At 76.0% G+C, this 22451-nt stretch carries 16 protein-coding genes; 5 read left to right on the top strand and 11 right to left on the bottom strand.

The features are described from left to right. Positions 1–89: 89 nt before the first annotated feature. The 4 genes from recA to KOV94_RS17295 form a co-directional block, all read right to left on the bottom strand. On the bottom strand, positions 90–1130 hold the full coding sequence (gene recA, locus KOV94_RS17310; protein WP_124342842.1) for a recombinase RecA: 1041 nt from the start codon (positions 1128–1130) through the stop codon (positions 90–92). A 291-nt stretch (positions 1131–1421) separates the two neighbouring features. Further along, on the bottom strand, positions 1422–2372 hold the full coding sequence (locus tag KOV94_RS17305; RefSeq protein ID WP_218052730.1) for an MBL fold metallo-hydrolase: 951 nt from the start codon (positions 2370–2372) through the stop codon (positions 1422–1424). Further along, a complete protein-coding gene (locus tag KOV94_RS17300; protein ID WP_124342844.1) occupies positions 2369–4459 on the bottom strand; it encodes an alkaline phosphatase family protein in 2091 nt (696 codons plus the stop codon). Before KOV94_RS17300 ends, KOV94_RS17305 begins: the two co-directional genes overlap by 4 nt. Before the next feature lie 8 nt (positions 4460–4467). Further along, positions 4468–4701, bottom strand: coding sequence for a DUF3046 domain-containing protein (locus KOV94_RS17295; RefSeq protein ID WP_124342845.1), 234 nt, complete (start codon positions 4699–4701; stop codon positions 4468–4470). A 93-nt stretch (positions 4702–4794) separates the two neighbouring features. On the opposite strand from KOV94_RS17295, the gene KOV94_RS17290 reads away from it, so the two are divergent. Both KOV94_RS17290 and KOV94_RS17285 read left to right on the top strand, forming a co-directional pair. Further along, complete coding sequence (locus KOV94_RS17290; protein WP_218052729.1) at positions 4795–9786, top strand: ATP-dependent helicase; 4992 nt, start codon at positions 4795–4797, stop codon at positions 9784–9786. Positions 9787–9795: 9 nt separating this feature from the next. Further along, positions 9796–10563 (top strand): DNA-formamidopyrimidine glycosylase family protein, encoded by a 768-nt coding sequence (locus KOV94_RS17285; protein ID WP_218052728.1) that lies wholly within the window; start codon positions 9796–9798, stop codon positions 10561–10563. Between the two features lie 162 nt (positions 10564–10725). Here KOV94_RS17285 and KOV94_RS17280 read toward each other — a convergent pair whose 3' ends face one another. The 3 genes from KOV94_RS17280 to pgsA all read right to left on the bottom strand — a co-directional run bounded on the left by KOV94_RS17280 (position 10726) and on the right by pgsA (position 12420). Then, positions 10726–11067 carry a helix-turn-helix domain-containing protein gene (locus tag KOV94_RS17280; RefSeq protein ID WP_124344347.1) on the bottom strand — a complete coding sequence of 114 codons (342 nt, stop codon included), beginning with the start codon at positions 11065–11067 and terminating at the stop codon, positions 10726–10728. Between the two features lie 164 nt (positions 11068–11231). Beyond that, positions 11232–11750, bottom strand: coding sequence for a CinA family protein (locus KOV94_RS17275; RefSeq protein WP_218052756.1), 519 nt, complete (start codon positions 11748–11750; stop codon positions 11232–11234). A gap of 76 nt (positions 11751–11826) precedes the next feature. Further along, a complete protein-coding gene (pgsA, locus tag KOV94_RS17270) occupies positions 11827–12420 on the bottom strand; it encodes a CDP-diacylglycerol--glycerol-3-phosphate 3-phosphatidyltransferase (RefSeq protein WP_124344346.1) in 594 nt (197 codons plus the stop codon). A 94-nt stretch (positions 12421–12514) separates the two neighbouring features. Here pgsA and KOV94_RS17265 point away from each other — a divergent pair, with 94 nt between their 5' ends. Continuing rightward, complete coding sequence (locus KOV94_RS17265; protein WP_124344345.1) at positions 12515–13870, top strand: CapA family protein; 1356 nt, start codon at positions 12515–12517, stop codon at positions 13868–13870. Positions 13871–14008: 138 nt separating this feature from the next. On the opposite strand, the gene KOV94_RS17260 is transcribed toward KOV94_RS17265, so the two are convergent. The 3 genes from KOV94_RS17260 to KOV94_RS17250 form a co-directional block, all read right to left on the bottom strand. Beyond that, the gene (locus KOV94_RS17260) at positions 14009–16198 is read right to left on the bottom strand and encodes a putative bifunctional diguanylate cyclase/phosphodiesterase (protein ID WP_235843516.1); all 2190 of its coding nucleotides are present in this window, start codon (positions 16196–16198) and stop codon (positions 14009–14011) included. Positions 16199–16206: 8 nt separating this feature from the next. Beyond that, entirely contained in the window at positions 16207–18852 is a 2646-nt protein-coding gene (locus KOV94_RS17255; RefSeq protein ID WP_225916903.1) for a DNA translocase FtsK, read from the bottom strand. A 110-nt stretch (positions 18853–18962) separates the two neighbouring features. After that, positions 18963–19373 (bottom strand): hypothetical protein, encoded by a 411-nt coding sequence (locus KOV94_RS17250; RefSeq protein WP_124344053.1) that lies wholly within the window; start codon positions 19371–19373, stop codon positions 18963–18965. Positions 19374–19456: 83 nt separating this feature from the next. Between KOV94_RS17250 and KOV94_RS17245 the strand changes: the two genes are divergently transcribed. Both KOV94_RS17245 and KOV94_RS17240 read left to right on the top strand, forming a co-directional pair. Then, entirely contained in the window at positions 19457–20068 is a 612-nt protein-coding gene (locus KOV94_RS17245; protein WP_218052727.1) for a TetR/AcrR family transcriptional regulator, read from the top strand. 196 nt (positions 20069–20264) lie between these two features. Then, positions 20265–21404 carry a DNA glycosylase AlkZ-like family protein gene (locus KOV94_RS17240; RefSeq protein WP_218052726.1) on the top strand — a complete coding sequence of 380 codons (1140 nt, stop codon included), beginning with the start codon at positions 20265–20267 and terminating at the stop codon, positions 21402–21404. Between the two features lie 116 nt (positions 21405–21520). Here the strand turns inward: KOV94_RS17240 and KOV94_RS17235 are convergent, their stop codons facing one another. Next, the gene (locus KOV94_RS17235; RefSeq protein ID WP_218052725.1) at positions 21521–22387 is read right to left on the bottom strand and encodes an MBL fold metallo-hydrolase; all 867 of its coding nucleotides are present in this window, start codon (positions 22385–22387) and stop codon (positions 21521–21523) included. Positions 22388–22451 lie beyond the last annotated feature (64 nt).

The following is a 22451-nucleotide window of genomic DNA, read 5'->3' as shown; positions in this document are numbered from 1 at the left end:
CTCCGCGTCGTGCGCGGCGGATCCCGTCGCGGGCGGCTCGGAGGCGCGCCCACGACGGGATCCGGTGCTCGTGCGAGACAAGCCGGGCCTCAGAAGTCGACCGGGGCCGGTGCGTCGGCGGGCGCGTCGACCCGTGCGCCGACGCCCAGCTTCTCCTTGATCTTCTTGTCGATCTCGTCCGCGAGGTCGGGGTTGTCCTTGAGGAACTTGCGGGCGTTCTCCTTGCCCTGCCCCAGCTGGTCGCCCTCGTACGTGTACCAGGCGCCCGACTTGCGGACGAAGCCGTGCTCGACACCGAGGTCGATGAGGCTGCCCTCGCGGGAGATGCCGACGCCGTAGAGGATGTCGAACTCGGCCTGCTTGAACGGCGGCGCCATCTTGTTCTTGACGATCTTCACGCGCGTGCGGTTGCCGACCGCGTCGGTGCCCTCCTTGAGGGTCTCGATGCGGCGGATGTCCATGCGGACCGACGCGTAGAACTTGAGCGCCTTGCCACCGGTCGTCGTCTCGGGCGAGCCGAAGAACACGCCGATCTTCTCGCGCAGCTGGTTGATGAAGATCGCGGTCGTGCCGGACGCGTTGAGCGCACCGGTGATCTTGCGCAGGGCCTGCGACATGAGGCGGGCCTGCAGGCCGACGTGGCTGTCGCCCATCTCGCCCTCGATCTCGGCCTTGGGGACGAGCGCCGCGACCGAGTCGATGACGATGATGTCGATCGCGCCCGAGCGGATCAGCATGTCCATGATCTCGAGCGCCTGCTCGCCGGTGTCCGGCTGCGAGACCAGCAGCGCGTCGGTGTCGACGCCGAGCTTCTTCGCGTACTCCGGGTCCAGCGCGTGCTCGGCGTCGATGAACGCCGCGATGCCGCCGGCCTTCTGCGCGTTCGCGACCGCGTGCAGCGCGACGGTCGTCTTGCCGGAGGACTCGGGGCCGTAGACCTCGATGATCCGGCCACGCGGGAGCCCGCCGATGCCGAGCGCCACGTCGAGCGCGATGGAACCGGTCGGGATGACCTCGACGGGGGGACGCCCCTCGTCGCCGAGGCGCATGATCGAGCCCTTGCCGAACTGGCGGTCGATCTGGCTGAGAGCGGCCTCGAGGGCCTTCTCGCGGTCCTGGGGTGCGGGCATGTTCCACCTCGTCGTTCGAGCAGCGTCCGGCTGCGCCTGCGGGGGCTGGTCTTCGTCGCAGGTGACGCTATGCCCGACCACCGACATCCCGACCGCTCCCCCGACAACCCGTGGACCGGCACCGCCGGACGGGGGCTGTGGACGGCTCGGCCGTGTCACCTGCCGACGACGATACCCGAACACGTGTTCGACGACGTGCGACACGCCGCGCGTGTCGCGACCGCCCTGTCCCCCGGGCTCGGGCGCGCCCTGGGAGGGTGTGGGCGCCGCGTCCGGCGACGACCTCGCTGGTCAGGTGCGCCCGTGCCCCGGCCGGCGGGGCGTCCGCCGGTGCTCGCCGTCCGACGGTGGTGCGTCCTCGCCCGTGAGCTCCACCTGGTCCCCCGGCGTCAGCACGTGCACGCGGCACCGCGGCGCGAACCGCGCGGCGGCGTGGGCGAACGCGGGGCCAGCACGGTCCATCCACCCCGGCGGGAGCCGTCGTGACACGGGCGCGTGCAGCGTCCCCCAGTGCACCGGGACGGCCGCCCGCGCGCCGACCACCGCGCACGCCCGTGCGGCCTGCGACGGGTCCATGTGCCCGCCCGACAGCCGCGGCCCCCACCCGCCGACGGGCACGAGCGCCAGGTCGACGGGCCCGCCGAGGAGCGCGGGCAGGTCGGCCATCGCGGCGAACGGCGCGGTGTCGCCGGCGAACCACACCCGGCCGGACGGCGCGTCGACGAGGAACCCGTGCGCGCTGTTCGGCCGGTGCGGCATCGGGCGGTCGGCGTGCACCGCGGGCGCGAGCCGCACGCGGACGTCGCTGCCGGGCACGGACCACCACACGTGGTCGGGGAGGCCGAGCGCGCCGTCCACGCCGTGCGCGCGCAGCCAGCGCGCGTTGGCGGGCGAGGACAGCACCGGGGCGCCGGGCAGCAGCCGCAGCGAGCCGAGCTCGGCGTGGTCGTGGTGCAGGTGCGAGACGAGGACGGCGTCGGCCCCCTGCCAGTGCGTCGCGTCGGGCGCCTCGCCGCGGCGCCGCAGCAGGCCGGCGTTGCCGCGCAGCAGCGGGTCGGTGAGCAGGCGGACGCCGTCGACGTCGAGCGCGACGGTGGCGTGCCCGAGCCAGCGGACCCGGACCGCGCCGGGCGCGGACGGTGCGGACGGTGCGGACGGTGCGGACGGCGCCGACGATGCGGACGGTGGGGTCGCGGGCGAGGTCCCGCCGCGGTCGGCCCGGTCGGCGCCCGGTGCGGTCACGGGCGGAGCCCCGCCGCGGTCGCCCAGCGCACGAGCTGCGCGTGCACGGCCTCGGCGCCGACGAGCATCCGCAGCGACCCGACGTCCTCCCGCAGGTCGTCGTCCACCGGCCAGTCCGTCGGGTGCAGCAGCAGCGCGCGGTTCTGGTCGCCGCCGATCCCGCCGTGCGAGCCGACCTGCCCCTCGAACGCGTGGACGTGGCCGCGGTCCGACACGGTCGACACCAGCAGCAGGTCGCCGGAGTGCGCGAGCCGGGCGGCCCGGACGAGGTCGGCGCGCCCGCGCGGGCCGTAGGGCGCGAGCGGGTCCTCGCCCTCCGGCTCGGCGTCGTCCTGCTCGAGCAGCACGAGGCCGCGCGCACCGACGGCCACGAGCCCGCGGTCGCGCGTGTCCGCCACGACGACGCCGACGGTCGGCACCGCCGCGAGCCCGACGACGAGCCCCGGCCAGCGCTCCTGCAGGTCCTCGAGCACGAGGCGGTGCGACGCGTGCGGGAACCACACGAGGCCGAGGTTGCCCGACCCGACGACCACGACCTCGGGCGCCTCGCCGCCCGCGGTCGCCTCGCCGGCGTCGCGCGCACGGGCGTCGGGACCGACCACGGTCGCGGTGCGGCCGCCGCCGAACGCGGACGTCAGGAGCGCGTTGAGCGGCCCCCAGTCCTCGCCCGTGCCGCTCTGCACACCCGGTGCGGCGGGTGTCGCCATGAGCGCACGCACCGTGTCGAGCAGGCTGCGACCCTCGACGTCCTCGAACGTCGGGCCGAGCGCCTGTCCGTGGTCGGAGAGCACGACGACCCGGTAGGAGCGCGGCGCGACGGCGCACACCGCCTCGAGCGTGCGCAGCACCCGGTCGAGCCCTTCGAGCGAGCGCATCGACTCGGGTCGCGTCGGGCCGGCGTGGTGCGCGATCTCGTCGTAGTCGACGAGGTCGACGTAGATCGTCGGGTCGCCGCGCATGAGCGCCTCGGCGACCAGCGACGTCGACAGGTCGCGCATGAGCACGTTCGTGACGCCGCGCAGCACGACGTACCAGCCGCCGCGCGAGATCCGCGGGCGCACGTCGCGCACGCGCTGGCGGCGGGCCTGGTAGAGCTCCTTGACCATCTCGCCGAGCGACAGGCTGACCGCGCGCGCGAGCACGAACGGGCTCGCGAAGAAGCGCAGGAACGACGGTCCCGGCCCGAGCCCGGCGCGCTCTCCGTCGGGCCCGCGGCTGCGCGTGCGGCTCATCACGACGTACGCCGACGCGGCGTCGCCGGAGAACATGGTCGACACGGCGGTGCCGCCGCCCGCGAGCAGGCCCTTGCCCGTCGTGAGCCGGGTCTCGACGAGCGCCGCGTCGACCGGGTGGTTCGTGACGACCAGCCGGCCGAGCCCCCGGTCCCACCAGCGGAACGCCGGGATCTGCGTCGAGTCGCCGTGCAGGAGCCCTGCCTGGCTCGCGGGCGTCGTGGACGGGACGCGCGCCCACCACTGCTCGAGCCGGTGCGTGCCGTCGGTCAGCCAGCGCTGCATCGTCGGCGCGAGGCCCGCCTCGATCGCCTGCTGGAGCACGGGCTCGGCGACGCCGTCGAGCTGCACGACGAGCAGACCGGCCTGGCGCGTGCCGTCGGGCACCGCGCCCGACCGGCGGGCGTGCCGTCGGGCGCGTCGGAGCACGTCGGCGATCACGTAGTCGCTGTCGTTCGCGCCCCACACCCAGCGGGCTGCGGCCATGACGACCGCCGTCACGACGAGGACGGCCGCGGTGTCCCACGCCGAGTCGAGCTCGATCCCGGGGGCGTACGCGAGCGCGACCCAGGCGACGGCGACCTGCACGACAAGCCCGGCGACCAGCGCGCCCATCGCCCCCGCCACGGCTGCGAACCAGCGCAGCGGCGCGCGCAGGAGGAGGTCGCCGACCGCGACCGCGAGCGCGACGACGACGACCCCGAGCGGGGACTGCGCGGTCACCCCGTCGACGAGCGCGATCGCGACGCCGAGGCCGAGCGCGGTCGTCGCGAGGCCGAGCAGGACGTCGCCCACGTCGGCGAGCGTCGGCACCCACCGGCGGGGCGGGCGGTCGGGGCGCTCGTCGGCGGGCATCGGCGGGGTCAGCGCCTCGGCGGTGCCGCGCGGTGCGGGTCGGTGCCCCAGCGGGCGGCGTCCGGGACGCCGAGCGCGTCGCACAGCGCGTGCCAGACGGTGCGCGGCTCGTCGCCGTCGTCGAGCGCCTGCTGCGCGGTCCGGTTGCCGAGCTCCCCGATGACGAGCTCGCGCACGAGCCCGCGGCCCTGGGCGCTGCCCAGGACGTCGTCGACCAGATCCCAGAACTCCCGGTACCTCACGGCCCACAGCCTGCCACCCCGCGCGCGCTGCGCCCACACCGACGTGCGGATCCGCGAAGGGCGGGTGTGGGCGGTGCCTGGCACGATGACGCGGTGGTGCTCAACCGGTTCTCCGACGCGACGCAGGCGTGGTTCTCCGGCGCGTTCGAGCAGCCCACGGCCGCGCAGACGGGTGCGTGGACCGCGGTGTCGGGCGGGGAGCACGCGCTCGTCGTCGCGCCGACCGGGTCCGGCAAGACGCTCGCGGCCTTCCTGTGGGCGCTCGACGGCCTGCTCACGCAGGACCAGCCGGAGGACCCCGCCGCGCGCTGCCGCGTCGTCTACGTGTCGCCGCTCAAGGCGCTCGCGACGGACGTCGAGCGCAACCTGCAGTCCCCGCTGGTCGGCATCCGGCAGGCCGCAGCGCGGCTCGGTCGCACGCTGCCCGACGTGTCGGTCGGGATCCGCACGGGCGACACCCCGCCGGCCGAGCGGCGCGCGTTCGCGACGAAGCCGCCGGACATCCTCATCACGACGCCCGAGTCGCTGTACCTCGTGCTGACGTCGGCGGCGCGGTCGGGCCTGTCGGGCGTCCGGACGGTCATCGTCGACGAGATCCACGCGGTCGCCGGGACCAAGCGCGGCGCGCACCTCGCGCTGTCGCTCGAGCGGCTCGACGCGCTGCTGGACCGCCCGGACGGGCCCGGGCCGGTGCAGCGGATCGGGCTGTCGGCGACCGTCCGGCCCGTCGAGACGGTCGCGGAGTTCCTCGGGGGTGCGCGTCCGGCGGCGCAGGGCGGCCGGACGGTGACCGTCGTGCAGCCGCCGTCGACCAAGCGCATCGAGGTCGACGTCGTCGTGCCCGTCCCGGACCTCACGGAGCTCGGGACCGCCGCCGGGACGGACACCCCGCTGCCCGACCTCGACCTGAGCGGGACCGCGGACCGCCCGCTGACCCGCCCGTCGATCTGGCCGCACGTCGAGGAGCGCGTCGTCGACCTCGTCGCGGACCACCGCTCGACGCTCGTCTTCACCAACTCGCGCCGCGGCGCGGAACGCCTGACCGCGCGCATCAACGAGGTGTGGGCCGGCCGCCAGGGCGAGGACGTGCCCGACCCCGGCACGCTGCGGCCTGCGGCGGCACCCGCGCAGTCGGGGACGGCCGTCGGGATCGACACCCGCACCGCGGAGGCGATCCTCGCGCGCGCGCACCACGGGTCGATGAGCCGCGCGGAACGGACCCGCACGGAGTCCGAGCTCAAGGCGGGCCGCCTGCCCGCGGTGGTCGCGACGAGCTCGCTCGAGCTCGGCATCGACATGGGTGCGGTCGACCTCGTCGTGCAGGTCGGCTCCCCGCCGTCGGTCGCGAGCGGGCTGCAGCGCGTCGGACGGGCGGGTCACCAGGTCGGCGCGGTCTCGCGCGGCGTCGTGTTCCCGACGTTCCGCGGTGAGCTCGTGCCGGCCGCGGTCACCGCCGAGCGCATGCGGGCCGGCACGCTCGAGCCGCTGTCGGTGCCGCGCAACGCGCTCGACGTGCTCGCCCAGCAGGTCGTGGCGATGGTCGCGACCGACGACTGGTCGGTCGACGACCTCGCGGCCGTGGTCCGCCGCGCCGGACCGTTCTCGACGCTCGGCGACGCGACGCTGCGCGCGGTGCTCGACATGCTCGCGGGCCGCTACCCGAGCGAGGAGTTCGCCGAGCTGCGCCCGCGGATCGTGTGGGACCGCGTGACCGACACGCTGTCCGCGCGGCCGGGCGCGCTGCGGCTCGCGGTCACGAGCGGCGGCACGATCCCCGACCGCGGCCTGTTCGGCGTGTTCCTCGCGAGCGGCGCGACGACGAGCGACGTGCCCGTCGACGCCGAGCGCACCGGCGGCCGCGTGCGCGGCGGGCGGCGCGTCGGCGAGCTCGACGAGGAGATGGTGTACGAGTCGCGTGTGGGCGACACGTTCACGCTCGGGTCGAGCACGTGGCGCATCGACGACATCACGCCCGACCGCGTGCTCGTCACGCCCGCGCCGGGCGTCCCCGGGCGGCTGCCGTTCTGGAAGGGCGACTCGCAGGGACGCCCCGCCGAGCTCGGCCGCGCGATGGGCGCCTGGGTGCGCGAGCTCGGCACGCTCCCCGAGCCGGCCGCGCGGGCGCGCGTCGAGGCGGCCGGGCTCGACCCGTGGGCGGCCGACAACCTGCTCACGTACCTGGCCGAGCAGCGCGCCGCGACGGGCGACCTGCCGACCGACACCGTCCTCGTCGTCGAGCGGTTCCGCGACGAGATCGGCGACTGGCGCGTCGTGCTGCACTCCCCCTACGGCGCGCGGGTGCACGCGCCCTGGGCGATCGTCGTGGGGGCGCGGCTGCGCGAACGGTACGGGGTCGACGCCGCCGCGATGCACGCCGACGACGGGATCGTCCTGCGGCTGCCCGACGTGCTCGGCGAGGACGCGTGGGCCGACGGGAGCGACGTCGACGCGGGCCCCGCGATCGGGCTCGACGACCTGCTGGTCGACGCCGACGAGGTGCTCGACACGGTGCGCTCAGAGCTCGGCTCCTCGGCGATGTTCGGCGCCCGGTTCCGCGAGGCCGCGAGCCGCGCGCTGCTGCTCCCCCGCCGCCGACCCGACCGGCGTCAGCCGCTGTGGCAGCAGCGCCAGCGGTCCGCGCAGCTGCTGTCCGTCGCCGCGCAGTACCCCGACTTCCCGATCCTGCTCGAGGCCGCCCGTGAGTGCCTGCAGGACGACTTCGACACCGAGGCGCTCCAGTCGCTCATGCGCGACGTCGCCGACGGGCGCGTCCGCGTCGTCGAGGTGACGACGCCGCAGCCGTCGCCCTTCGCGCAGGCGCTCCTGTTCGGGTACACCGCGCAGTTCCTGTACGAGGGCGACGCGCCGCTCGCCGAGCGGCGCGCGGCCGCGCTCACGCTCGACCCGACGCTGCTCGCGGAGCTGCTGGGCCAGGGCGGCGAGTCGCAGCTCGCGGACCTCCTGGACCCCGAGGCGGTCGTCCGGACGGAGGCCGAGCTCGCGGGCACGGCGCCGGACCGGCAGGTGTCGTCGCTCGAGGGTCTCGCCGACGTCCTGCGCCGGCACGGCCCGCTGACCGTCGACGAGGCCGCGCAGCGCGTCGTCGGGGACCACCGCGGTGAGGTGTCCGCGTGGCTCGACGAGCTCGCGCGCGCACGCCGCGCGATCCGCGTGCGGCTCGGCGGGCTCCCGCCCGAGCGCGCCGAGCAGTGGGCCGCGGTCGAGGACGCCGGGCGGCTGCGCGACGCGCTCGGTGTCGCGCTCCCCGTCGGGGTGCCCGAGGTCTTCACGGAGCTCGTGCCCGACCCCGTCGGGGACCTCCTGCGCCGGCACGCGCGCACGCGCGGACCGTTCACGGCCGCGTCGGCCGCGGCGCGGTTCGGCTTCGGCGTCGCCGTCGTGTCGGACGCGCTGCAGCGGATGGAGTCGGCGGGCGTCCTGGTCCACGGCCGGCTGCGTCCCGACGAGCTCGGCGGCACGGGTGACGAGTTCTGCGACGCCCAGGTGCTGCGCACGCTGCGCCGCCGGTCGCTCGCCGCGCTGCGCGCGCAGGTCGAGCCCGTCGACCCGCAGGCCCTCGGCGTCTTCCTGCCGCGCTGGCAGGGGGTGCAGCCGGTGCGGCTGCCGGGGCGGGCGGCGGGCAACGCGTCGCTGCGCGGCGTGGACGGCGTCGCGCGCGTCGTCGAGCAGCTCGCCGGGGCCGTGCTGCCGGCGTCGGCGTGGGAGACGCACGTCCTGCCCGCGCGCGTCCCCGACTACGCGCCGTCGATGCTCGACGAGCTCACCGCCGCGGGCGAGGTCGTGTGGGCCGGGCACGGTGCGCTCGCCGGGCACGACGGGCTCGTGTCGCTGCACCCCGCGTCGGTCGCCGACCTCACGCTGCCGCCGCCGCGCGACCGCGACGCCGACGACCCGACGTCGACCGTGCTGCACGACGGCGTGCTCGAGGCGCTCGCCGGTGGCGGTGCCTGGTTCCTGCACCAGCTCGTCGAGCGCGTGCGCGCGACGTCGCCCGAGGAGACGCCGCCGACGTCGACCGAGGTCGCGACCGCGCTGTGGGACCTCGTGTGGGCGGGCCTCGTGACGAACGACGGCCTCGCGCCGCTGCGCGCGTGGCTCGGCACGGGCTCGACCGCGCACCGCACGCGCGCACCGTCGCCGCGGGGCCGGGCGCTGCGCCCGAGGCTGGGACTGCGCGCGGGGCTCCGGGCGTACGCGACCGACGGGACCGGGACGGCCGTGGGTGCGGGGACGGGTGCGCTACCCGGCGGAGGCGCCGCGTCGGCCGCGGCGGCCGGCGGTCGGTGGTCGCTGCTGCCGGGCCGCGAGGCCGACCCGACCCTGCGTGCGCACGCGGCCGCGGCGCAGCTGCTCGACCGGCACGGCGTCCTCACGCGCGCCGTCGCGCCGTCCGAAGGGCTCGGCGGGCGGTTCGCCGACGTCTACCGCGTCCTCACGGCGCTCGAGAACGGCGGCCAGGTCCGGCGCGGGTACTTCGTCGAACGGCTCGGCGGGTCGCAGTTCGCGCTGCCCGGCGCGGTGGACCGCCTGCGCGTCGACGCGCAGGTCGTCGACCGGGCCACCGAACGTGCCGCGGACGCCGCCGACGACCCGCACGGCGCGGCCGGTCGCACGGAGGGCGAGGGGCCCGTCGTCGTGGTGCTGGCCGCGACCGACCCCGCGAACCCGTACGGAGCCGCGCTCGCGTGGCCGAGCGGCGACGTCGAGCGGGACACCCCCGGGTCGGCGGACGCGGCACGCCCGGCTCCCGCGCCCGGACGCCACCGGCCGGGCCGCAAGGCCGGTGCGCTCGTCGTCCTGGTCGACGGCGCACTCGTCCTCTACCTCGAACGGGGCGGCCGCACCGCGCTGTCGTTCACGTCCGACGTCGCCGTCCTCGAGGCCGCGGCCCACGGGCTCGCCGAGGCCGTGCGCACGCGCCACTCCGGACGCCTCACCGTGACGCGTCTCGACGGTGCCGAGGTCCTCGCGGGGGGCGCGCTGCACGGCCCGGTGGGCCAGGCGCTCGTCGCGGCCGGGTTCGCGCCGACGCCGCGAGGGCTGCGGCTCCGCGGGCAGTCGTGAGGACCCCCGATGCCCGAGGGTGACGTCCTGCGTCGCACGGCGGCCCGCCTGAACGCCGCGCTCGTCGGGGAACCGCTCGTGCGCGCCGAGCTCCGGTGGCCGACCGCGGCGGGCGTCCACCTCGTCCGGCAGACGGTGCTGGGCACCACGGCGTACGGCAAGCACCTGCTCACGCGCTTCGACGACGGGCGCACGCTGCACACGCACCTGCGCATGGACGGGACGTGGCGCGTCGCAGCGACCGGCTCACCGCAGGCGCAGGCGCGCGCACCCCAGATCCGCGCGGTGCTCGCCACCGAGCGGTGGACCGCGCTCGGACGCCTGCTCGGCATGCTCGACGTCGTCGCCACGCGGGACGAGCACACCCTCGTGGGGCACCTCGGCCCGGACGTCCTCGACGACGACTTCGACGTCGACGAGGTGCTGCGCCGCTGGGCCGACCGCGGCGCGACGCCCGTGGCGGAGGTGCTGCTCGACCAGACGGCCGTCGCGGGGATCGGCACGATCTTCATGGCGGAGTCGCTCTTCGCGGAGCGCGTCTGGCCGTGGACGCCCGCGGACGAGGTCACGGACCCCGCACGCATCCTCGGGGTCGCTCGTCGGCTCATGCAGCGGTCGGTGGCGACGGGGCGTCCGGACGAGCGCGTGCACGGTCGACGGCAGCGGCCGTGCGTGCGGTGCGGGACACCGATCGCTCGTGGCACGGCCCGCAAGCCGCCGATGGAACGGCCGGTCTTCTGGTGCCCGCGCTGCCAGGCACCGCCGACGTCGTCGTAGCGGCGGTTTTCACCCGGGTGTGACCACACTCCGGACGCGAGCGTCACCCGCTCGGCGCAGCGAGGCGCCGTTCACGCGGGGGCCAGCGGTGCAACGACATGGCACGGTCCGCGGACCTGAGGTCCACGGACCGTGAGCCCGGCAGCACCGGGACGTCGGGGCCTACCCGATCGGGGCGAGCTCCGCGCGACCGCGCTGCCAGCCGTTGTCGGCGCTGCCGCCGACGGACGCGGCGAGGTCGGCCGGGACGGTGTCGGGGATCAGCAGACCCTCGGCCACCGCGACACGGTCGCTGACCTCGCGCAGCACGAGCGACATCGGGACGTCCAGCGCCTCGCAGATGCTGTTCAGCAGCTCCGACGACGCCTCCTTCTGCCCTCGCTCGACCTCGCTGAGGTAGCCCAGCGAGACACGGGCCGCGGACGACACCTCACGCAGGGTGCGCCCCTGGCGCTGACGAGCGTCCCGCAGGACGTCGCCGATCTCTCGACGTAGCACAACCATCCGGGCTCCCCCTCTCGCGTCGCGTGCCGGCCCATCGCTCGGCGCCGGGACCCGCGAGGGACCCGTCACCACTGCACCCGGCTTCGTCTGCGCCGGGAGACTCCCACCGTACCGCGCACCTCCCGCGCGCGCGGGCGTGCGTCGGGCCGGGGGTCGAGTGCTCATCACGTGGTGTGCAACGGTCCTGGGGCGCCGGGTGTTCCCGAGCCGGGCACGCGTCCGGCGAGCTCGTCGACCGCGAGGTCGAGCACTGCGCGCACCGCTGCGGCCCGCACCGCGGGCCGGTCGCCGGCGAGGTGCAGCGAGCCCACGGCGGCACCCGACGGCGTGACGACCGCGACGTGCACCGTGCCGGGCGGGTGACCGTCCTGCGCGGTCGGGCCGGCGACACCGGTGGTGGCGAGGCCGACGTCGGCGCCGAGACGGGCACGGACCCCGGCGGCCATGGCGGTCGCGACGTCCGGGTCGACCGCGCCCCGCGCCGCGAGCAGTGCGCGGTCGACGTCGAGCAGCGTGCCCTTGAGGTCGGTCGCGTACGCGACGACGCCGCCGCGCAGCACCGCCGAGGCACCGGCGACCTCGACGAGCGTCGCGCAGACGAGGCCGCCCGTCAGAGACTCGGCGACGGCGAGCGTCCAGCCGCGTCGGCCGAGGACGTCGAGCAGCGCGGCCGCCCGCCCCACGGCGCCGTGCGACTCGCCCGGCGCCTCGTCAGGCGTGTCCGGCGCGGACTCGCGGCCCTCTGCCACGGTGCCGCGCCTAGACGCCCGCCGCGGGCGGCACCGCGGCGGCCCGGCGGATGCGCACGGCGGTCCGCACGTAGTCGAGGCCGGTCACGACCGTCACCAGCACGGCGGCGCCCATCGCGACGGCGGCGACCACCTCGACGGCGGCCGGGAGCTGGTCGAGCGGCAGGAGGTAGAGGCCGATCGCGACCGACTGGAGCACGGTCTTGAGCTTGCCGCCGCGCGACGCGGGCAGGACGACGTACCGCAGCAGGAAGAACCGCATCGCGGTGATGCCGAGCTCGCGGACGAGGATCACGACGGTGACCCACCACGGCAGGTCACCGAGCCACGACAGCAGGACCAGCGCGGTGCCGACGAGCAGCTTGTCCGCGATCGGGTCGAGCAGCTTGCCGAGGTCGGTGATGGTGCCCGAGCGCCGGGCCAGCCAGCCGTCGAGCCGGTCGGTCAGCGCGGCGACGACGAAGATGCCGGTCGCGACCAGGCGACCCGTGACGGTGTGGCCGCCGTCGGCGAGGAGCGCCCACGCGAAGAACGGGACGAGCACGATGCGGGCCACCGTGAGCACGTTCGCCAGGTTCCAGGCGGAGGGGACGGCGTCGACCACCCGCTCAGCCTAGTTGGGCGAGCGGGCAGCGCCGCGCACGGCCGTTCGGGTGACGCGTGTCATCCGGCCCTGACGCCGCCACTACTGTCCGCGTGTGACCCGCCACGCCCGCGCCCGGCGACGCCGGTCGCCCCTGGTGGGCGCGCTGGTCGCGCTCGCGTGCGTCCTCGTCGGCGTGGGTGCCGCGGCGGCGCTGACCCCCGCACCGTCGGACGGCGGGATCGTGGCCGGCGCGCGGCTCGACCTGCCGCCAGGCGAGACCGCGACACCCGCCGCCGGACCGGACGGTGTCGACGCCCCGCCGACCGCGTCGACCGTCCCGACGCCGGCACCGACCGCCGACCCCGACCTCGACCTCACGCTCGTCGCCGCCGGCGACGTCCTCCCCCACCTGCCCGTGCTCGCGTCGGCGCGGACCACCGACGGGTACGACCTGTCCCCGCTGCTCGCCGGCCTGGACCGGTGGGTGCAGCCCGCCGACCTCGCGCTGTGCCACCTCGAGGTCCCCGTCGCGCCCGCGGGCACGCGGCCGAGCGGCTACCCGATGTTCGGCTCGCCCGCCGCGATCGCGCAGGGGCTGCGCGCACAGGGCTGGGACGGCTGCTCGACGGCGTCGAACCACTCGGTCGACCGGGGCTTCGCCGGCGTGACCGCGACGCTCGACGCGCTCGACGCGGCCGGCCTCGGGCACGTCGGCACCGCCCGCTCCGAGGCCGAGCAGGCGCAGCCGCAGCTCTACCGGCTCGAGCGCGACGGTCGCGTCGTCACGGTCGCGCACCTCGCAGCCACCTACAGCACGAACGGCATGCCCGTCGACGCGGACAAGCCATGGTCGGTCGACCGCATCGACGTGCCCGCCCTGGTCGCGGCCGCGACGGCTGCCCGGGCGGCGGGTGCGGACGTCGTCGTCGCGAGCGTGCACTGCTGCGTCGAGTACCGCACGGAGCCGACCGCGGAGCAGGTCGCGATCGACCAGCAGCTCGCCGACTCGGGCGTCGTCGACCTCGTCATCGGTCACCACGCGCACGTGCCGCAGCCCGTCGAGCGCCTGGCGGGCGGTCCCCGGGGTGCGGGCATGTGGGTCGCGTACGGCCTCGGCAACTACCTGTCGAACCAGGACGAGGCGTGCTGCGCGCCCGGGACGAGCTCCGGGCTGCTGCTCACCGCGCACCTCCGGGCGACCGGCGCGTTCCCCGCGCGCGGCGTCGCCGCGGGGCCCGTCGAGGTCACGGGCGTCGAGTGGACGCCGATCACCGTCGACCGCACGGGTGGGCACCGGCTGCACGCGCTCGTCGACGTCCCGCAGGGCACCGGCACGCTGTCCGCCGCCCAGGTCGCCGACCGCGTGGCGCGCGTCCGGGCGGCCGCGGGCGCGCAGGCGCCCGAGCGGACGACGCCCGTCGTCCCGACCGGCCCCGCGCCGGTCGTCGTGCCGCGCACCGCCGGCTGACCGTCGGACGCGGCCGCTCGCCCGCTGAGCGAGGCCGCATGCTGATCGCTGCCTGCCCACCGGCACGCGACCCTCTCCGCACCGACCCGCGACGCGTCACCACGCCCGTCCCGCGGCTGTGCTCGACCGGAGCCCGCGTCAGGTCCGGGTCGCCTCGGCGGGCTGCGCGCCGCCGAACAGCCACCCCTGGCCGTACCGCCAGCCGTTGCGGTGCAGGTAGCGCGCCTGCTCCTCGTGCTCGATCCCCTCGGCGATCGTCACCATCGCGAGCTCCCGGGCGAGCGCGCCGAGCGCCCGCGCGACCTTGCCGGCGGTCGGGTCGTCGGGGATGCCCGACGTGAACGACATGTCGAGCTTCACGCCCGCGACGGGCAGGTCGCGCAGGTAGGACAAGGGCGACACGCCCGTGCCGAAGTCGTCGAGCAGGATCGGGACGCCCGCGGCCGAGAGCTGCGTGAGCTCGTGCCGGATGCGCGTGCTCGACGCGACGAGCGACGACTCGGTGAGCTCGACGACGATCCGCCCGGGCGTCACGCGACGACGCGAGATCTCGCCGAGGAGCGTCGTCGCGAACTCGCCGTCGCCCAGCTGGTCGGCTGACACGTTGACGGACACCCAGCGCGTCTTGTCGCGCGTGCGCGCGACGAAGTCGACGACCGACGTCGCGACGTACTGCGCGAGCGGCACCGACAGCCCGGCCTCCTGCACGAGCGCCAGGAACGACCCGGGCAGCAGCAGTCCGCGGTGCGGGTGCTGCCAGCGCACGAGCGCCTCGTAGCCGACGACGCGCATGTCGGCCAGGTCGACGATCGGCTGGTAGTGCACGACGAGCTCGCGCCCGGCGATCGCGTCGGCGAGCTCGCGGTGCACGCCGGTCGTCGAGGTCGCGCTCATCGACGCGTCGTACACCTCGGTCCGGCCCCGCCCGGCGGCCTTGGCCCGGTAGAGCGCGGCGTCGGCGGCGGCGACGAGCGCGGGCGCACCGCCCTCGACGGTCTCCGGGTCCGCGAGGGCGATGCCGATGCTCGCGGCGACCTGCACGCGCCGGCGCGCGATGCGCGCGGGCTCGACCAGGCCCGCGTGGATCGCGGCGGCGATCTCGAACACCGCACGCGGCCCGTCGGCGTCCTGCACGACGACGACGAACTCGTCGCCGCCGAGCCGAGCGACGGTCCCGCGCCGCGCGGTCGCGGCCCGCAGCACGCCCGCGACGTGCACGAGGAGCTCGTCCCCCGCGGCGTGCCCGTAGCGGTCGTTGACCTGCTTGAAGCCGTCGAGGTCGCACGCGATCACCGCGACGCGGTCCACGACGCCGGGCTGCTCCAGCACGGACTGGAGCACCTCCTGCATCAGCGTGCGGTTCGCGAGACCCGTCAGGGGGTCGTGCATGGCGCGGTGCGTGAGCATCTCGGCCTGGAGGCGGGACTCCGTGGAGTCGCGGACCTGCACGACGAAGTGGTCGGGCGTGCCGCTCGCCGACCGCACGAGCGCCGCGTCGAGCACGACCCACACGGCGTGCCCGTCCGCGCGCACGTACTTCTGCTCGAGCGAGAAGCGCGGCGCCCCGCCCGCGAGCAGCTTGTCGACCTCGGCCCGTTCGGCGGCCCGCCCCTCGGGCTCGCCGAGCTCGGACATCGGGTAGCCGCGCAGCGCGTCGACGCGGGTACCGAGCAGCTCGGCGAGCGCCGAGTTCGCCTCGACGACGCACCAGTCCAGGTCGACGAGCGCCATGCCGATCGGCGCGTTCTCCATCGCCACGCGGAACTGCGTCTCGCTGCGGGACAGCGCGGCCTCGACCTCGCGCCGCCCCGTCACGTCGACGAGCGTCGTGAGGACCGCGGGGTTCTCGCCGTCGCCCGCCGGGACGAGCTGGCTCGCGACCTGCACCATGCGCACGTGCATGCCGGCGCTGTCGGGCAGGGCGACGCCCACGAGCTCGGGCCCCGACTCCGCGGTGTCGGGACCAGGCACCGTGCGGTGCCCCAGCACCGCCGCCGGGTTCATCGAGAGCCCCTGCTCGTTGACGAGCACGAGCGGCAGGTCGCTGACGGGCCGGCCGAGCGCGGACGCCGGGTCGACGCCGAGGATCGCGGCGGCACGCTCCGAGATGTCGAGGACGCGCCCGCCCAGCGACTGGACGAGCACGCCCTCCTTGGTGACGGACTGCAGCGCGTCGTAGCGCTGCCGCAGCTCGCGGGACAGCTCGAGGAGCTGGTTCGCGGTGCGGACCTGCCGGCGCTGGCGCGCGAGCAGGACGAGGACGGCGACGAGCGCGACGATCGCGACGACGGCGATGACCGTGGAGACGAGGCTCCGGGGGTCGGTCACCGGCAGGTTCATCGGCCGCCGCCGGACCAGGGTCCTGCGTCGTCCTCCTCGGCGTCGTCGAAGTAGTCGGTCGCCACGGGCGGGTCGCCGGGCAGCGCACCGTCGTCCTCGGCCCCGGGCTCGCCGCGCAGCATCGCGAGCGTGCCCGGCAGGTCGTCGGGCTGCACGAGCACCTCGCGCGCCTTCGACCCCTCGGACGGCCCGACGATCTCCCGCGACTCGAGCAGGTCCATGAGGCGCCCGGCCTTGGCGAACCCGACGCGCAGCTTGCGCTGCAGCATCGACGTCGAGCCGAACTGCGACGTGACGACGAGCTCGGCGGCCTGCAGCAGCAGGTCGAGGTCGTCGCCGATGTCCTCGTCGACCTGCTTCTTGGCCGCCGTGACGGCGACGTCCTCGCGGTACACGGGCTTGAGCTGCTTCTTGACGTGCTCGACGACCGCGTGGATCTCCGACTCGGAGACCCAGGCGCCCTGCGTGCGCATCGGCTTGGCGGCACCCATGGGGAGGAACAGCGCGTCACCCTGGCCGATGAGCTTCTCGGCTCCCGGCTGGTCGAGCACGACGCGCGAGTCGGTGAGCGAGCTCGTCGCGAACGCGAGCCGCGACGGCACGTTCGCCTTGATCAGGCCGGTGACGACGTCGACCGACGGCCGCTGCGTGGCGAGCACGAGGTGGATGCCGGCGGCGCGCGCGAGCTGCGTGATGCGCTGGATCGACGCCTCGACGTCGCGGGGCGCGACCATCATGAGGTCGGCGAGCTCGTCGACGATCACCAGCAGGTACGGGTACGGCGCGATCTTGCGCTCGGAGCCGGGCAGCGGCTTGACCTTGCCGGCCCGCACGGCGACGTTGAAGTCGTCGACGTGCTTGAACCCGAACAGCGCGAGGTCGTCGTACCGCGCCTCCATCTCCCGCACGACCCACTCGAGCGCCTCGGCGGCCTTCTTGGGGTTGGTGATGATGGGCGTGATGAGGTGCGGGATGCCCTCGTAGATCGTGAGCTCGACGCGCTTGGGGTCGACGAGCACCATGCGGACCTCGTCGGGCGTGGCGCGCATGAGGATCGACACGATCATCGAGTTGACGAAGCTCGACTTGCCCGCGCCGGTCGCGCCCGCGACCAGGAGGTGCGGCATCTTCGCGAGATTCGCGGTGACGTAGCCGCCCTCGACGTCCTTGCCGACGCCGATGACCATCGGGTGCTCGGACCGCTTGGCGGCGCTGGACCGCAGCACGTCGCCGAGCGAGACCGTCTCGCGGTCGGTGTTGGGGATCTCGATGCCGATGGCGGACTTGCCGGGGATCGGCGACAGGATCCGGACGTCGGCGCTCGCGACCGCGTAGGCGATGTTCTTGCTGAGCGCGGTGACCCGCTCGACCTTGACCGCGGGGCCGAGCTCGACCTCGTAGCGCGTGACCGTGGGGCCGCGCGTGAAGCCGGTGACCTTGGCGTCGATCTCGAACTGGTCCAGGACGGTCGTGAGCGACTCGACGACGCGGTCGTTCGCGGCCGAGCGCACCTTGTGCGGCGCACCCTTGGCGAGCGCGTCCTCGTTCGGGAGCGTGTAGAGGACGTCACCCTCGAGCATCGGCTGCTCGCCGCGCGGGACGCCGCGGGGCTCGGGGGCGCGCAGCTCGGCGGGCGGGCGCGGTGCCGGGACGACGGCGGTGGGCTCGGTGACGGGCGACGGCTCGGCCTCCCCGGCGAGCGCCTCGACGACGGCCGCGCGCTCGAAGGCCTCGTCGCCCACGTACGCGTCGAGGCGGTCGGGGTCGGCGTCGTCGAGCTGGTCGGCACGCTTGCGACGCCCGAGCAGGCGGGTCTTCTTCTTCGGAGGCTCGACCTCGGGCAGCGCGGAGTGACCCGCGTTGATGACGAGCGGCGCGTCCTCGTCCTCCTCGACCTCGCCGTCGCGGTGGCCGCCGGTGAGCCGGTGGTAGAGGTCGCGCAGGCGCGGCACGATCTGGTGCACGGGCGTCGCGGTGACGACGAGCACGCCGAAGAACGCGAGGAGCAGCAGCAGCGCGACGGCGACGCCCGACGTGAGCAGGCTCGCGAGCGGGGTCCCGACGAGGAAGCCGACGACGCCGCCCGCGCCGCGCAGCGCGGCGAAGTCGTCGGTGGTCGGCAGCCCGGCCCCGATGTGCACGAGCCCGCAGACCGCGAGCGTGATCGCGGTGAGCCCGATGCTGATGCGCGAGTTGGCCTGCACGCGGTCGGGGTGCCGCATGAGGCGCACCGACAGCCCGAGGAGCACGACGGGCACGACGACGCCGACGGTGCCGAACGTCCCGGCGACCACCGCGTGCACGACGTCCCCCGCGGTCCCGGACAGGCTCCACCACTCGCGGGCCGCGATGACGATCGCGAGCCCGAGCAACGTGAACGCGAGACCGTCGCGGCGGTGCGCCGGGTCGAGGTCGCGCGCGCCGTGGCCGACCTTGCGCGCGGCGCCGCCGACGAGGTGCGCCGACCCCATCCAGACGCCGCGCAGCATGCGCAGCGGGAGCGCGGGCCGCCGGGGCGCCGGAGCGGGCCCCTTGCCGGTGGGTCGCGACGAGCCGCCGCGCGGTGTCGCGGGGCGGCCCTGGCGCGAGGCTCCGCCCGACGCGCCGGAGCGCGCCCGGGAGGAAGAGGTACGGGTCGCCATGGTCCTCACGGTAGTGGCCCGCACCGACGCCCTCCGGGTGGTGGGGCCGCGTGTCGCACGGACGGCCGCCGGTCCGTGGTCGGCCGCGGCCGACGCCACGGCTCCCGACGTCACGCCGTCAGCAGGCCCACCCCGAGGGTCGCCACGCCGGCCGCGAGCACCACCGCCCCGGCGGGCAGGAGCACGACGAGCCGGCCGGGGCGCGTCCGCCCCGCTCCCACGGCGGACAGGAAGAACCCGGCCGGCAGCAGGATCGCGGCGACCAGGACGCCCGTCTGGGCCAGCCAGCGCCAGAACCCGTCGAGCGCGGTCGCCTCGCCGAGCAGCAGGCACACGAGCCCGAGGGTGACGAGCACGCCCGCGTGTGCGTGACCGGCGCGGAAGAAGGAGCGCTGGAAGTCCGTGGCGGGCACGGCGCCGCCGCCGACGCGCAGGAGGAACCACCCGCCGGACTCGATGCCGACGACGGTCAGCGCCACGATCCCGGCGGTGATGCGTGCGGCCTCGCTGAGCTCGATCACGGGTCCTCCTCAGGGGCTCTAGTTTACGAACGTTGTTATGGAACATCGTTCGCAAACGTCCGTCAAGCCCGTAGACTCCCCGCATGGCACGCCCCCGGCTGCACGACGACGCCTTGCGCGCCCGCCTCCTCGACGCGACGTCGCGCGCGATCTCGCGCGGCGGGCCCGACGCGGTCACCGTGCGCGACGTCGCCCGCGCCGCGGGCACGTCCGCGTCGGCCGTCTACTCGCTGTTCGGCGGCCGCGACGCGCTCCTGCACGCCGTCGGCGCCGAGGCCGCCGCACGTTTCGCCGCGTCGCTCGCCGCGGCACCGCGCACCGACGACCCCGGCGAGGACCTCCTCGCGCTCGGGCTCGCCTACCGCCGCTGGGCCGTCGACGAGCCGCACTTCTACCGCGTCATGTTCGGGCCCCGGCCCCTCGACGAGCCCGCCGACGAGCCCGCCGACGCACCTGCGACGCAGGACGCCACGTTCCGCGTGCTGCGCGACGCCGCGCACGCCGTCCTGCGCGCCGGGGGTGCACCCGTCGCCGACGAGCGTGCCGACCGTGCCGCGGAGGGCCTGTGGGCGCTCGTGCACGGGCTCGTCGACCTCGAGCTGGGCGGCCTCCTGCCCGGAGACGCCGAGGCCGCGACCGCGCGGTACGAGTCCGTGCTGCGCGCGGCCGGGCCGGGAATCCTCCGCGACGCGTAGGCGACGACGGCGCACGGCGGAACGTGCGCGGCCGGCGGGGGTCTTCACGATGCTCGCACCGGGGCGGCGCGGGTCGCCACGACGGGCAGCCGTAGGCGCCGCGGGGTGTCATGACCCGCGCCGGGCCGTCCGGGCGACGCGCGCCCGCCGACCGGTCCGCCGGGGTCCTGTCGGACCGCCGTGGGACGGTGGGTCCGTGGGAGTCCTGTCCGTGAGCCGCGACCAGGTGCTGCGGTACCGCCTGCACGTCCAGCAGCTCGACCGGCCCGTCGACCCGGCACGCGCCGTGACCGACGCCGCCGTCCTCGACCTCGGTGCGCAGGACACGGGACCCGACGGCGCGCTGTGGGCGCTCGCCGTCCGGGGCGTTCCCGTGCAGGCGCGCGCATGGCCGCAGGACGACCTCGCGCTCGTCTGGTCGCTCCGCGGAGCGCCGCACGCGTACCGGCGCGACGCGCTGCGCGACGTGCAGGCGGCGCTGCGGCCCTTCTCCGACGCCGACGCCGGCGCGCGCGTCTACGACGCCGCGAAGCCGCTGCGTGCCGCGGGGATCCGCCCGGTCGACGGCCTCACGCACGCCGCGCGCACCATGCGCACGGTCGTCACGGAGCCCACGGTCAAGGGCGCGCTCTCCACGCGCATGACGCAGGAGCTCCCCGAGCCCTACGTGCGGTGGTGCCGGGCGTGCCGCGCGACCCACATGTGGGAGATGACCTTCCGGCTCGCCGCGCTGCACGGCGGACTCGAGCTCGAGCCGGGCACGTCCCCGCCCGTGGTGCGCCGCATCCCGGGCTGGCCCGCGTCGCGCGTCGGCAGCGTCGAGCGCCGCCGATCGGCGCGTCCCGACGTGCTCGACCCCGTGCGGCTGCTGCTGCACCTGCTCGGCCCGCTCGACCCGAAGCACGTCGCCGTGTTCCTCGACGCACCCGTCGCGGACGTCCGCGAGCGCTGGCCGTCCGACGCGGTCGACGTCGAGGTGGACGGCGCGCCCCGCTCGGTGCTCGCCGCGGACGTCGACGCGCTCGCGGACGCGGGGGCACGCGACGAGCCACCCGTCGTCCGGCTGCTCGGCCCCTACGACCTGTTCCTCCAGTCGCGGGACCGGGAGACGCTCGTGCCCGACGCCTCCAGGCGCCGGACGCTGTGGCCGGTGCTCGGCCGGCCCGGTGCCGTGCTCGTGGACGGGGACGTCGTGGGCACCTGGCGACCGCGCGCCAAGGGCCGGCGGCTCGGCCTCGAGCTCGACCCCTGGCTGCCGTGGTCGCGCGACGTCGAGCGCGCCGTGGACGTCGAGCACGAGCGCCTGGCCGAGTTCCGCGGCCTCGAGCGGGCGTGAGCCGACCGGCCACGAACGACGGTCACGCCGGGGGCTGGCCGGCTCGTCCGCGATCAGCGCGTCGGGCGGCCGGCGGCCGCCTGGCCGCACCCCCGCACGTACGTCGGTGGCCGGCGTCAGACCGTGGTCGGCACGCCGCGCTCCAGGACGACGAGCCGGTCCTCCAGATCCGCGGCGCGCGCGGCCTCCACGAACGCGTCGAGCGGGTCGACGAAGTGCGCCCAGTCGGTGTGGTGCACCGGGACGACGCGAGCACCGGCCAGCAGCGCGGTCGCGGCGACCGCACGCCCGGCGTCGAGCGTGAGCGGCTCGGCACCGAACCGCCCGACGTTCGCACCCCCGACGAACAGCACCGCGACCGCGACGTCGGGGAACCGCTCGGCGACCTGCGCGACGACGTCGACCTGCGCGTTGTCGCCCGACACGTAGACGGTCGGCTCCCCCGCCGCGCGCAGCACGAACCCGGTGACCTGCCCGCTGAGCGCCTCGGCCCCGGGCGGGCCGTGCACCGCGGGCACCGCGGTCACGCGCACGCGGTCGCCGACGCGGGTCTCCTCCCACGGGGCGAGGCCGCGGACCCCGGGCACGCGCGCGGCGGCGTCGGGCGTGGACAGCACGAGCGGCACGTCGGCGAGCAGCGCGCGGCCGCTGACGTCGAGGTTGTCGGCGTGCTGGTCGTGCGAGAGCAGGACCGCGTCGACGGGTCCCAGGTCGGCGGGCGTGGCGGCGGGTCCGACGAGCTTGTGCAGCGTCACCGCGCCCGGGTACTCGGCGGGGGCGGCGTCGAACGTGGGGTCCGTGAGGAACGCGAGCCCGGCGTAGTGCAGGAGGAGCGTCGGCCCGCCCACGAACGTCGCCCGGACGCGGCCCACCAGGTCGCCGGTCGGCCTCCCGGGCGCGTGGTCGGCGCCCGTGGAGGTCCCCGGGGCGGACGTGACGGTGTCGGCGGGGTCGTGGCGGTCACCGGGAGTCGAGGTCGTCATGACGACGAGCGTCGCGCGCGGGCTGCCGGGACGGAAGTGGCCCGCAGGACACCTGTCGCCAGGA

This window comes from Cellulomonas algicola (genome assembly GCF_019024305.1).
GTDB lineage: Bacteria > Actinomycetota > Actinomycetes > Actinomycetales > Cellulomonadaceae > Cellulomonas > Cellulomonas algicola.
The sequence above is the reverse complement of the archived record's forward strand: the minus strand, read 5'-3'. Positions and strand labels throughout refer to the sequence as shown.